Here is a 12,073-nt window from a genome sequence, read left to right as displayed (position 1 = left end):
CGTCCCCGTCGCCGGTGTCCCATCCGGTCCCTGACCCGTCCCAGGAGAGAACACATGACCGCGAACAAGACCACCCTGGGGGTGCTCGCCGCCGGCGCCGCACTCACCCTGACCGTCACCGCCTGCGGTGCCGAGACGGACGGTGCCGCCGACGAAGACGGACTCACCCCCGTCACCGTGGGAGTACTGCCGATCACCGCGGTCGCCCCGCTCTACCTGGGAGTGGAACAGGGCCTCTTCGAAGAACAGGGCCTGGACGTGACCATCGAGACCGGCGGTGGTGGCGCGACCACCGTGCCCCGTGTGATCAGCGGCGAACTCGACTTCGCCTTCGGCAACCTCGCCTCGATCATCATCGCCCGCGAACAGGGCCTGCCCCTGACCGTGGTCGCCAACGGCATGACCACCACCGGCGACGCCGCCACCGACTACAGCGCCCTGGTCGTACCGCCCGACAGCGACGTCACCGGCGCCGCCGACCTCGACGGCGCCACCGTGGCCATCGACAATCTCAACAACATCGGTGACACCTCCGTGCGCAACTCGGTGCGCGTGGACGGCGGCGACCCCACCGACCTCGAGTTCATCGAACTCGCCTTCCCCGACATGCCCGGTGCCCTGAGCAACGGCCAGGTCGACGCCGCCTGGGTCGTGGAGCCCTTCTTGACCATCGCCCTGGAACAGGGTGCCACCGAGATCGCCGGCAACTTCGTCGACCTGCACGAGGAACTGTCCATCGCCGCCTACTTCACCGGCGAGGAACTCCTCCAAGGGGACCCCGAGACCGTGGACGCCTTCACCGAGGCCATGGACGCCTCCCTGGCCCACGCCGAGGACAACCCCGAGGAGACCGCCCGGATCCTCACCACCTACACAGAGATCGACGAGGCGATCATCGACGACCTGCGCTGGCCGCGCTTTCCCACCGAGATCGACACCGACGCCGTGGCCGCCCTCACCGACCTGATGGTCACCGACGGCATCCTCGAAGCCGACCCCGACCTGGACACCCTCATCCGATGAGCACCGCCACCACTTCGACCCCGACCCCGGGCGGCACCCGTCGCCCGGGCCCTCGGGCGCGCACCGCACCCAACCGGCCTCTGCTCGGCCTGCTGGGCGTCGCCGCCTTCCTGCTGCTCTGGGAGGCCGTACCCCGTCTGGGTGTGGTGCCCGAACGCTACTTCCCGCCCGTCTCCGAAGTCCTGACCACCCTCGCCGAACGCGCGCTCACCGCACCGTTCTGGCAGGCCGTGGGACACACCCTGTACGGATGGGCCCTGGGACTGGCCATCGCCTTCGCCGCCGCCGTCCTCCTCGGTTTCGCCCTGGGAGCGGCACCGCGTGTGCGGGCCTTCACCACCTCCACCGTCGACTTCCTGCGCCCCATCCCGTCGGTGGCCCTGATCCCGCTGGCCGTGCTGATGTACGGCACCGACATCCGCTCCACCCTGCTCCTGGTGGTCTACGCCTGCTTCTGGCTCATCTACATCCAGGTGCTCTACGGGGTCGCCGACGTCGACCCGGTCGCCGAACAGACCGCCCGCTCCTACGGACTGGGCCGACTGGCCCGCATCCGCCACGTCGTGTGGCCCACCACGCTGCCCTACCTGATGACCGGGCTGCGCCTGGCCGCCGCGGTCGGACTCATCCTGTCCATCACCGCCCAGCTCATCATCGGATCACCCGGCATCGGGCAGCAGATCACCACCGCCCAACAAGGCAACGCCATCGCCCTGGTCTACGCCTGGATCATCGCCACCGGCATCCTCGGCGTGGTCATCAACATGGGTGTGCGCGCCCTGGAACGTCGCGTCCTGCGCTGGCACACCTCCGTGCGCGGGGAGACCGCATGAGCCGCACCACCCTGGGCGAATCCACGCCCCACACCCACACCCCGCCGACGAACCCGACCGAACAGGAGGGCCCCGTGGCCCGCACCCGGCGGCGCCGCCCCGGAGGCCGCGGACCGGCCGGCGCGGCCCTGCGCACCGCGCACGTCCTGCTCCTGCCCGCCGTGCTCATCGGTGCGTACTGGGCCTTCACCGCGCAACCCGTTGCCGGCTTCTACACGCCCACCCCGGCCGCCATCGGCACCGCCTTCGTCGAACTGTGGTTCTCCGACCGCTTCTTCGTCGACGTCCTGCCCAGCCTGGGTCGCCTGGCCGTCGGCTTCGCCCTGGCGGCCCTCATCGGGGTCGGCCTCGGCGTCCTCCTGGGCCTGGACGCCCGCGTGCGCGCCGCCATCGAACCCGTCCTGGAGTTCCTGCGCGCCATCCCGCCGCCCGTCCTGGTGCCGCTGATGATCATGCTCGCCGGCATCGACGACACCATGAAGATCACCGTCATCGTCTTCGGATGCGTGTGGCCCGTCCTGCTCAACACCGTCGAGGGCGTGCGCGCCGTCGACCCCGTCCTGTCCGACACCGCGCGCTGCTACGGCATCACGGGCACCACCCGCCTGCGTGTGCTCATCCTGCGCTCGGCCAGTCCCCAGATCATGGCCGGCCTGCGCCTGGCACTGGCCCTGGCCATCATCCTCATGGTCATCAGCGAGATGTTCGCCAGCTCCAGCGGCCTGGGCTTCGCCATCGTGCAGTTCCAACGCACCTTCGCCATCCCCGAGATGTGGGCCGGCATGGTCCTGCTCGGCATCATCGGCTTCGTGCTCTCCGCCCTGTTCGAACTCGTCGAAGGCCGCGTCCTGGGCTGGTACCGCGGCCTGCGCGCCGCACACCGGGGAGAGTGACCCATGACCAGCACCCACGAACACGCCTCGCACCACCTGGGAGAACGCCCCACCATGCTCAAGGTCACCGGTCTGCAGAAGATCTACAACGGGGGCGCCACGGCGGTGGAGGCCGTACGCGACCTGACCTTCGAACTCGCCGAAGGCGAACTCGTCTGTCTCGTCGGACCCTCCGGCTGTGGCAAGACCACCCTGCTCAAGTGCATCGCAGGCCTGATGGCCCCCACGAACGGCACCGTCGAACTGGCCGGACGCCCCGTGCTCTCACCGCCGCCGGGCATGGCCGTGGTCTTCCAGGAATACGGACGCAGCCTCTTCGCCTGGATGAGCGTGAGGGACAACGTCGAACTCCCGCTCAAGGAGAAGAAACTCCCCAAGGCCCGCCGCGCCGAACTGGTCGCCGAATCCCTCGCCGCGGTCGGCCTGATCGACTTCGCCGACTCCTACCCCTGGCAGCTCTCCGGCGGCATGCAACAGCGCGTGGCCATCGCCCGCGCCGTCGCCTACGAGCCGCAGGTGCTGCTCATGGACGAACCCTTCGCCGCCGTGGACGCCCAGACCCGAGCCGACCTGGAGGACCTGGTCCGCCAGATCTGGAAGCGCCTGGGCGTGACCGTCCTGTTCGTCACCCACGACATCGACGAAGCCGTCTACCTGGGCGAACGCGTCCTGGTGCTGTCCAACTCGCCTACGGTCGTCCAGGACGACATCACCGTCGACCTGCCCGCCGAACGCGACCAGCTCACCACCCGCCAGGACGAGCGCTTCACCCACCTGCGCGCCCACGTCTACGCGCAGATCCAACAGGCCAAGAAGGGCACCACACCCGCCGCCTAGAGCCTGCCCCCTCTGAACGGCCGCATCACCAACGAAACACAAGGAGCCCATCGTGAGCCTGCTCGACGTCGACAAGTTCACCTCCGCCGTCTTCACCGGCGCCTGGACCCCGGCCAAGGGAGGCGACACCGAGATCGTCTCACCCTCTTCGGGCACCGTCCTGGGCCGCGTCGGCATCGCCGACGCCGACGACGTCCACGAGGCCGCCGAACGCGCCGCCAAGGCCCAGATCGACTGGGCCGCCACCTCCTTCGAGGAACGCGCCGCCATCCTGCGCCGGGCCGGAGACGTCCTCAACGCCAACGCCGAGGAGATCTCGTACTGGCTGAGCCACGAGGGCGGCGCCGCAGCCGGCATGGCCGGTTTCCAGGTGCACGTGGCCTCCGAGGAGTGCTACGAGGCCGCCGCCCTGGCCTCCCAACCGCACGGCGAGATCCTGCGCACCGCCAAGCCGCGCCTGAGCTTCGCCCGCCAGGTGCCCGTGGGCGTGGTCGGGGTCATCGCGCCCTTCAACGTCCCGCTCATCCTGGGCATCCGCTCCGTGGCCCCCGCACTGGCCGTGGGCAACTCCGTCATCCTCAAGCCCGACCCGCGCACCGCCGTCTGCGGCGGCGCGGTCCTGGCCGAGGTGTTCCGCCGGGCCGGAATCCCCGAAGGCGTCCTCCAGGTGCTGCCCGGCGGCGCCGAGGCGGGCCAGGCCCTGGTCGCCACCCCGCCCGTGCGCGTCATCTCCTTCACCGGATCCACCCCGGCCGGACGCAAGGTCGGCGAGGCCGCCGCCCGCCACCTCAAGCGCGCCCACCTGGAACTGGGCGGCAACTCGCCCCTGGTCGTCCTCGACGACGCCGACGTGGACGCCGCCGCCTCCATCGGCGCCTGGGGCTCGTTCCTGCACCAGGGTCAGATCTGCATGACCACCGGACGCCACCTGGTGCACGAGTCGATCGCCGACGCCTACGTCGAAAGGCTCGCCGCCAAGGCCGACGCCCTGATCGTGGGCAGCACCGAAAAGGACGGCTCCGCGCTCGGACCCGTCATCGACGCCGGTCAACGCGACAAGATCCACGGACTGGTGACCGCCGGTGTCGAGGCCGGCGCCGACCTGCGCGCCGGCGGCACCTACGACGGCCTGTTCTACCGGCCCACAGTCCTGGACCGGGTCACCCCGACCACCGCGGCCTTCGCCGAGGAGGTCTTCGGCCCGGTCGCTCCGGTGGCGCGTTTCTCCACCATCGACGAACTCGTCGAGATCGCCGGCGCCACCGAGTACGGGCTGTCCCTGGGCGTGCTCACCACCAACCCCATGCGGGGGCTGGAGATCGCCGACCGCATCCCCAGCGGAATCGTGCACATCAACGACCAGACGGTCGACGACGAGGCCGTTGCGCCCTTCGGCGGCGTGGGCGACTCGGGTACGGGATCGCGCTTCGGCGGCACCCGCGCCAACCTGGAGGCCTTCACCGAGACCCAGTGGGTGACCATGCAGGCCGATCCCGCCCGCTACCCCTTCTAGGCGACCGGGTCGTTTCCGTGCCCGGCCGGGCACGGAAACGACCCACTATCCGCAGACCCCGTTGAGAAGGAAGGCGGTGCGGCGGTCGTAGGCCTCCCGGGACGGGCGGGTGCCGTGTTCGAGGGCGAGCGCGTTGTCGACGATGAGCGCATGGAGGTCGTCCGCCGTGAACTCTGGTCGCGGGGCTCCGGAGGCGTGACCCGCCGCGACGGGTTCGTCGCTGACGTCTTCGAACCCGATGGCCGCACCACCGAACGCGTCGTCGTGGACGACGAACAGTGAATCATCGGCCAGGTGGCGAACGGTGTTCCGGGGATCGCCACGGGAATCTTCGGCCCCCCGGACAAGGGCGCCGAAGAAGGACTCACCGCCGCGAAGATTCCTCCCGGGGAGACCATTGCGGCCGATGGTCGGGGTGATCGGAGAAGGGAAGGGCGAGAAGGGGAAGAACGACTTCCGCGTACTCGCGGAGCAGCACCTCCCCTTCCGGACCTTCGACCGGATCGGCGTGGAGTAGTTCGTACCGTTCGATGAGGCGCCTGGTGGACTCCAACCGCCTCAGGGCATGTGCGGGATCGTTCCGGATGATGTGGCGCGAGCGCGATCGCTCTTCACGCGCGTCTCCGGTCGAGGTCAGCGCCACGGTCCCGCCGTCGGCGGACTCCACGCGGCCCGGCCGGGCCGACCACGTCCGTGAGGCGAAGGACGCTCCTGCGGTGAGCGCGCCACGCCATCGCTCGTCCATTCGAGCCCGCAGGAACGAGACCAAAGCGTCCAACGAATCCCCCTGATCGTCTCGGTGTTCCCCGACGTTTCCGACCGCCCGGGGAACACCGGATCGGACCATTTCGCGAAGACCCTACAGCGGGTGTTCCGATTCACCACGATCGGAGGTGGAATCGAGGTCGCTCTCGTTCGGCCCGACCCCGGGTCCGGGTCGGTCGGTTCGCGAAGTGCGCTCGCCGCCCGACCGCACGGCCAGGGTCACCGCGCCCATCACCGTCAGCACGACCGCGAGCCCGCCCCAGACCATCGGCTGGGTGATGAGCATGTCGCCGGACTCCTGCCCGGGGACCCTTCCACCGTCCCGGCCGGTGACCGTGACCAGCAGGACCACGATCACACCGGCCACCGCCGCCAGCCGACCACAGAGCCGGAGCAGGGGACCGGCGCCCCCGGTGAGTTCGGCGCGGGTGAGTCTCTCCTCGCGCCGCAGCGGTGTCAGCAGCCGGGCCAGGAACAGCAGGGCCACCGGGAGCTGCAGCGCCCACACGATGGTGCGGAACCAGCCGTCGAACCACACGTTGGTGCCGTACAACAGGGTGTGCCAGGCGCTCAGGACGTAGACCAGGACGACGAACCGGTGCAGCACCCGCCACAGGCGCGAACCCGTCCACGCCCGAATGTAGAACGACAGCCCCAGGGGGATGGCCAGGTAGAGGGCGATCAGACCGAGGAGGATCGCGACCTGTCCCGTGCCGGTGGCGTATCCGCCGGGGACGAAGACGTCGACGAAGGCCGACCACACCAGCCGTGCCGGGGAAAGGCCGTCCTCGTTCTGCCGGAGCAGCTCCAGGAAGAACGCCAGGGCGTGGGCGAACATCAGCCCGATGGTGGTGATGCTGGTGACCCGGTGCCAGTGCTCCAGGCGGGCGTGGGAGACCGGCGACCAGGACACCGGTCGGGTCGAGCGCAGTAGTCCGAGCATGACGGTGATCCACGCCCACAGCATCGCCGACCAACCGAAGGCCTGGCACGCCCAGTAGAGCCAGTACATCCGGGCGTCCGCCAGGTAGGGCATGACCTCCAGGGTCGCCGAAGTGCCGTCGTCGATGCGCCGGTACAGGATCACGAAGATCACCGTGGTCACCAGCAGGGCGGCGGTGGAGTCGAAGAGCAGGGTGCGCAGGTCCGCGCGCAGCGTCCGGCGGTCGAGCCGGGGTCGGAGTCTGAGGGGGGAGGGCATCGTGGCTCCAGGTGAGGGGTGGGGAACCGGTTCCGGGGCCGTGGGGCGGCCGGGGATGGAACACGGACCGAAGTGGCACGCTAGCGGAAAGTCGGCGCCGGGCCCAGGCCTGTTGAACGCTCAATCATCACTGGTCGAGCGTTGGTCGCGAAAGGCCTGGTGAGGCCCTGGTGAAAGCGTTTACCCCGAGGAAGGCGTTTGCTCCCGTGTGCGTCTACTCATCGGCGCGGGTCTCGAAGTCGCCCCAGCCCGGATCGCTGTCCTGGAGGTTCGAATCATCGGACGCACGAGCCACGGTGATGCCGTCATCGTGGTAGCGGCCGACGAGGTGTTCGTACACGCCATCACCCGCGTACCGGATCACCCGGAGCTCGGCCCGGCCGTCACCGTCTTGGTCATCGGCCCGGACCTTGGAAACGAACGACCCGTGGCGGATGCGCAGCGGGCCCACGTTCTCACCGGTCAGGTCGCGAGACAGCGGTCCGAAGTGGACTTCGTGGATCGGCATGTCATCCACCGGATCATCGCCCAAGGTCGGTCCCGACCAGAACAGGGTCAGGTCGACGTAGCCGTCGCCATCGAAGTCACCGAGGGTGGCCCGCGCCTCCCGGTCCGGATCCTCCGAACCCGCGAACCCCATCCGGGCCAACGTGTCGTCGAGATCGGTCCGCCACGGGGATCCACCACCCTCGACGGTGATCACGCCCTCCCGATCCGGATCGCGCACCTCGTCCAGATGGCAGTCGCCGTCCACGTCGGCGCGCAACACCGTGCCCCGGCCCCGGCGCGGCGGGGCCGGGTTCCGGCTGCCCCGCCGAGGGCGTGAGCAACGCGATCCCGGCGACGGTGAGCACCCCGGCCCCGGCCACGACGGCCGCGCCCGGGAGAAGGGCGCGCCCCTGTGGAGGCGAGGAGAGAACGTCGCCCTTCTCGGGCGGTTTCGGATCACGGGGGGCCCACGTCCCGACACGGTAGGCGGACGCGACGGCCCCGCTCGACCCGTAGCACCCCGACCGGTGGGTGCCCGGCGCCCACGCCGGGGCCTAGGTCCCCGGCCGTCTCGACCAAGGACCCCACTTGCCGGACACACGTCATTCACAACATCTAGTGTCACCATGTCTGGCCTTACCCCAGTTATTGTGCCGAGCGGGCGCGGTTGTGTGTCAAGGCCGCGTCGGAAACGGACATGGGGCGAGGTGCGCCCTCGCCCTGGGGAAGGAACGAACATGGCCCTGGTCGACCCCGTCGAATCGGTGACCGAGTACCTGGAACGCGCCGACTGGCGCGTCAACGCCAACGCCAACCAGGGCTACTCGCTCGGCGGTCTGGTCCTGAACACCTCGGGGAAGATGATCGCCAACCACTGGCTGGACCGGATCTACCCGCAACGGATCGGACGAGCGCACCGAGAGGGCGACCTGCACCTGCACGACCTGGACGTCCTCGGCGGCTACTGCGCCGGCTGGTCCCTGCGCACGCTCCTGGAGGAGGGGTTCAACGGGGTCGAGGGCAAGGTCGCCTCCGCCCCGCCACGACACCTGTCCTCGGCGGTGGGCCAGATCGTCAACTTCCTGGGCACCCTGCAGAACGAATGGGCCGGCGCCCAGGCCTTCAGTTCCTTCGACACCTACCTGGCGCCCTACGTGCGCGTGGACTCGCTGGACTACGCGCAGGTACGGCAGAGCATCCAGGAACTGGTGCACAACCTCAACGTTCCCTCGCGGTGGGGGACCCAGACCCCCTTCACCAACCTCACCTTCGACTGGATCTGCCCGGAGGACGTCCGTGACCGCGCACCCGTGATCGGGGGCCAGGAGACGGACTTCGTCTACGGCGACCTCCAAGCCGAGATGGACCTGGTCAACCGCGCCTACATCGACGTGATGACCGAAGGAGACGCCGACGGGCGCGTCTTCACCTTCCCCATCCCCACCTACAACATCACCGAGGACTTCCCCTGGCACAGCGAGAACGCCGAACGGCTCTTCGCCATGACCGCCAAGTACGGCCTGCCCTACTTCCAGAACTTCATCGGCTCCGACCTGGAACCGCACATGGTGCGCTCGATGTGCTGCCGACTCCAACTGGACCTGACCGAACTGCTGCGCCGCGGCAACGGTCTGTTCGGCAGCGCGGAACAGACCGGCTCGGTGGGTGTGGTGACCATCAACTGCGCCCGGCTGGGCCACCTGCACGCCGAAGACGAGGCCGGGCTCTTCCGAGCCCTGGACCACCTGCTGGAACTGGCCCGGGAGAGCCTGGAGATCAAACGGTCCACCGTCCAACGACTGATCGACGACGGCCTGTACCCGTACACCGAGCGCTACCTGGGGAGCCTGCGCAACCACTTCTCCACCATCGGGGTCAACGGCGTCAACGAGATGATCCGCAATCTCACCCGGGACGAGGAGAACATCACCATCCCGGCCGGACACGCACTCGCCGTGCGTCTGCTCGACCACGTCCGACGGCGCCTGGTGCGCTTCCAGGAGAGCACCGGGCACATGTACAACCTGGAGGCGACCCCCGCTGAGGGCGCCACCTACCGGTTCGCCAAGGAGGATCGGATCCGCTTCCCCTCCATCATCCAGGCCGGGACGTGGGAACAGCCCTACTACACCAACTCCACGCAACTGCCCGTCGGTTGGACCGACGACCCCTTCGAGGCGTTGGAGGCCCAGGACGAGCTCCAGGGCAAGTACACCGGCGGCACCGTCCTGCACCTGTACATGACCGAGCGGATCACCTCGGCCCGGGCCTGCCGCGAACTGGTCCGTCGCTCCCTGGAACGCTTCTCGCTGCCCTACCTGACGGTGACCCCGACCTTCTCCATCTGCCCCGGCCACGGGTACCTGCCCGGGGAGCAACCCACCTGCCCCTCCTGTGAACGAGAGTGCGAGGTCTGGACCCGCGTGATGGGCTACCACCGACCCGTCTCCTCCTTCAACATCGGCAAGAAGGGCGAACACGTCGAACGGCGCCACTTCCAAGAACCCTCCACCCCCGCCCTGGCGGGCCGGTGAACCGCGAGCCCATGATCGGCCTGGGCGGATGGTCGCGACTGTCCACCTGCGACTGGCCCGGACACCTGGTGACCACGCTCTTCTGCCAGGGATGCCCCTGGCGGTGCGGGTACTGCCACAATCCCGAACTGCTGCCCCTGACCGGTACGGGCACCCCGATCCGCTGGGAACGGGTGACCGACCATCTGCGGCGGCGTCGAGGGCTGTTGGACGGCGTGGTCTTCTCCGGGGGAGAGCCGCTGATCCAACGCGGCCTGGCCCGGGCCATGGGGCAGGTGCGCTCGCTCGGGTTCGCGGTGGGTCTGCACACCGCCGGTGCGGTGCCCGCACGCCTGGCCGCACTCCTGGACGAAGGGTTGGTGGACTGGGTGGGGTTCGACGTCAAGGCCGCGCCCGGGGCCTACGCGCGGGTGACCGGGGTGGCGACCGCTTCCGCGCCGGCCGTGCGCAGCCTGCGCCTGCTGCTGGACTCGGGGGTCGAGCACCAGGTGCGCACCACCGTCGACCCCGATTCGCTCACCGACGCGGACCAGGACGAACTGAGCCGCTGGCTGGAGTCGCAGGGAGTCCGTGAGCACGTGTGGCAGCGGGCCCGCGACCCCGACGGGTCCGAGCGAGGGTGAGCCGGAAGGGGCCGGTCTCGATCACGGTGAACCGTGGCCGGGGCCGGCCACCGTCCGAAGGCACTCCTGCCGGCACTCCGGCACCATACGGCCGACCGTACGATCGAGCGCATGACCAACGAACACCACCACTCCCTGACCTCCCTCGAACGGCGCCTGGACACCTGGGCGAACGGGCGTTAGGAGACCCTTCAAGGGCGGGTGGGCGGGGGAGTGCTGGAGTTCGTCGTCTTCACCACCAAACAGGCCTGGGCGTGCGTCTTCGGCGCCGCCATGCTCGCCCTGCTGGTCGCCACCCACCTGTGGTACCCCGAAGGCGTCGCGCTCTCGCGCAGCGACGCCCTGGTCATCGGAGCGGTCGCCATCCAGGCGCTCATCAGTTTGTTGGGTGTGGGTACCCCGTGCTTCAGGGTGGGGAGGAAACTCCCTCTTCTTTCCATGTTCGGGCTGTGTGCCGGCCTTCAGGCTGCTAAAACATGATCGGAGTATTTCGGGTGGGGCAGATCCCGGGCTTCAGCCCTGGGGAGAGCCGTCTTTCCGCGAACGGGAGCATTGAACAGCCCTTTGCCATACGATGAGTTACGCGTCCGTCACCTTGCGCTCGAACCGTGACATCACTTCCCGTGTGCCTTTCACGTGCTCTGGTGCCTCAAGTACCGGCGCCGTGTCTTGGGCGGTCACATCGAGGAACGGCTGAAGGAGATCGGCACCTGAAATCCCGCCTGCCGGCCCTGTGGACCAACGGCTACTTCGTGGCCACCATCGAAGGCGCCCCACCGGAAGCGATCGAGCGGTACGTGCACAACCAGAAGAGCCGCTGAGAGGGAGGGGGTTGTTCCACGGTGTTGTCGGGTCGTCGTTACCGGCTTGCTCTGACCGATGCGCAGGAGTCGATGTGCGCCGAGTTCGGTGATCTGTGCCGGGCGGTGTGGAACACCGCTCTGGATCAGCGCCGCCAGTACGTGGACCGGTACACCCGGGGCCGTCAGGGTCCTTTCTGCGGGTACCACCTCCAGGCCGCCCAGCTGGTCGAGGCCAAGACCGAAGAGACCTGGCTCAAGGCCGCCCCCTCGCATGTGCTCCAGCAGACGTTGAAGGACCTGGACCGGGCCTGCGCGGGGAAGGGCACCTTCAACGTCGAATTCCGGGCCAAGTACCGGTGGAGCCCGTCGTTCCGCTTCCCAGCCGGGAACCTCATCACGGTGGAGAAGCTGAACCGGAAGTGGTCGCGGGCCAAGTTGCCCAAACTGGGCTGGGTGCGGTTGCGAGCCTCCCGGCCGATCGGTGGGGTCATCCGCGCGGCCACGGTGTCCCGCAAGGGCGGGCACTGGTTCATATCGTTCCTCGTGGAAGACGGGCTGC

General features: G+C 69.0%; 12 protein-coding genes and 2 pseudogenes. 10 read left to right on the top strand and 4 right to left on the bottom strand.

Going from position 1 to position 12,073, the window contains the following annotated elements; translation table 11 throughout:
- Nucleotides 1-54: 54 nt before the first annotated feature.
- The 5 genes from K8V84_RS11780 to K8V84_RS11760 are packed head-to-tail and all read left to right on the top strand — an operon-like array spanning nucleotide 55 to nucleotide 5,099.
- Entirely contained in the window at nucleotides 55-1,023 is a 969-nt protein-coding gene (locus K8V84_RS11780; protein WP_304074117.1) for an ABC transporter substrate-binding protein, read from the top strand.
- On the top strand, nucleotides 1,020-1,856 hold the full coding sequence (locus K8V84_RS11775; protein WP_304074115.1) for an ABC transporter permease: 837 nt from the start codon (nucleotides 1,020-1,022) through the stop codon (nucleotides 1,854-1,856). The genes K8V84_RS11780 and K8V84_RS11775 overlap by 4 nt, the downstream gene beginning before the upstream one ends.
- On the top strand, nucleotides 1,853-2,749 hold the full coding sequence (locus K8V84_RS11770; protein ID WP_304074113.1) for an ABC transporter permease: 897 nt from the start codon (nucleotides 1,853-1,855) through the stop codon (nucleotides 2,747-2,749). The genes K8V84_RS11775 and K8V84_RS11770 overlap by 4 nt, the downstream gene beginning before the upstream one ends.
- A gap of 54 nt (nucleotides 2,750-2,803) precedes the next feature.
- Nucleotides 2,804-3,586 carry an ABC transporter ATP-binding protein gene (locus tag K8V84_RS11765; protein WP_304074119.1) on the top strand — a complete coding sequence of 261 codons (783 nt, stop codon included), beginning with the start codon at nucleotides 2,804-2,806 and terminating at the stop codon, nucleotides 3,584-3,586.
- Nucleotides 3,587-3,638: 52 nt separating this feature from the next.
- Nucleotides 3,639-5,099: an aldehyde dehydrogenase family protein gene (locus K8V84_RS11760; RefSeq protein ID WP_304074112.1), complete on the top strand. Its 1,461-nt coding sequence runs from the start codon at nucleotides 3,639-3,641 to the stop codon at nucleotides 5,097-5,099.
- 45 nt (nucleotides 5,100-5,144) lie between these two features.
- Here K8V84_RS11760 and K8V84_RS11755 read toward each other — a convergent pair.
- The 4 genes and pseudogenes from K8V84_RS11755 to K8V84_RS11740 all read right to left on the bottom strand — a co-directional run.
- Nucleotides 5,145-5,327, bottom strand: a pseudogene (locus tag K8V84_RS11755) (TetR/AcrR family transcriptional regulator); the annotation flags it as partial.
- Nucleotides 5,328-5,463: 136 nt separating this feature from the next.
- Nucleotides 5,464-5,946: a DUF6221 family protein gene (locus K8V84_RS11750; RefSeq protein WP_304074110.1), complete on the bottom strand. Its 483-nt coding sequence runs from the start codon at nucleotides 5,944-5,946 to the stop codon at nucleotides 5,464-5,466.
- 12 nt (nucleotides 5,947-5,958) lie between these two features.
- Entirely contained in the window at nucleotides 5,959-7,065 is a 1,107-nt protein-coding gene (locus tag K8V84_RS11745) for a ferric reductase-like transmembrane domain-containing protein (protein ID WP_304074108.1), read from the bottom strand.
- A 214-nt stretch (nucleotides 7,066-7,279) separates the two neighbouring features.
- Nucleotides 7,280-7,834 carry a hypothetical protein gene (locus tag K8V84_RS11740; protein ID WP_304074106.1) on the bottom strand — a complete coding sequence of 185 codons (555 nt, stop codon included), beginning with the start codon at nucleotides 7,832-7,834 and terminating at the stop codon, nucleotides 7,280-7,282.
- A gap of 457 nt (nucleotides 7,835-8,291) precedes the next feature.
- On the opposite strand from K8V84_RS11740, the gene K8V84_RS11735 reads away from it, so the two are divergent.
- From K8V84_RS11735 to K8V84_RS11715, 5 genes and pseudogenes are all read left to right on the top strand, one after another.
- Nucleotides 8,292-10,088: a ribonucleoside triphosphate reductase gene (locus K8V84_RS11735; protein ID WP_304074105.1), complete on the top strand. Its 1,797-nt coding sequence runs from the start codon at nucleotides 8,292-8,294 to the stop codon at nucleotides 10,086-10,088.
- On the top strand, nucleotides 10,085-10,711 hold the full coding sequence (locus K8V84_RS11730) for an anaerobic ribonucleoside-triphosphate reductase activating protein (protein ID WP_304074104.1): 627 nt from the start codon (nucleotides 10,085-10,087) through the stop codon (nucleotides 10,709-10,711). The genes K8V84_RS11735 and K8V84_RS11730 overlap by 4 nt, the downstream gene beginning before the upstream one ends.
- 213 nt (nucleotides 10,712-10,924) lie before the next feature.
- Nucleotides 10,925-11,191: a DUF817 family protein gene (locus K8V84_RS11725; RefSeq protein ID WP_304074102.1), complete on the top strand. Its 267-nt coding sequence runs from the start codon at nucleotides 10,925-10,927 to the stop codon at nucleotides 11,189-11,191.
- 94 nt (nucleotides 11,192-11,285) lie between these two features.
- Nucleotides 11,286-11,532, top strand: a pseudogene (locus K8V84_RS11720) (transposase).
- Nucleotides 11,533-11,553: 21 nt separating this feature from the next.
- Nucleotides 11,554-12,073: transposase (locus K8V84_RS11715; protein ID WP_304074100.1), on the top strand; the 520-nt coding region annotated here is incomplete at its 3' end.

Origin of the sequence: Nocardiopsis listeri (assembly GCF_020741345.1) — a bacterium.
Classification (GTDB): domain Bacteria; phylum Actinomycetota; class Actinomycetes; order Streptosporangiales; family Streptosporangiaceae; genus Nocardiopsis; species Nocardiopsis listeri_A.
The sequence above is the reverse complement of the archived record's forward strand: the minus strand, read 5'-3'. Positions and strand labels throughout refer to the sequence as shown.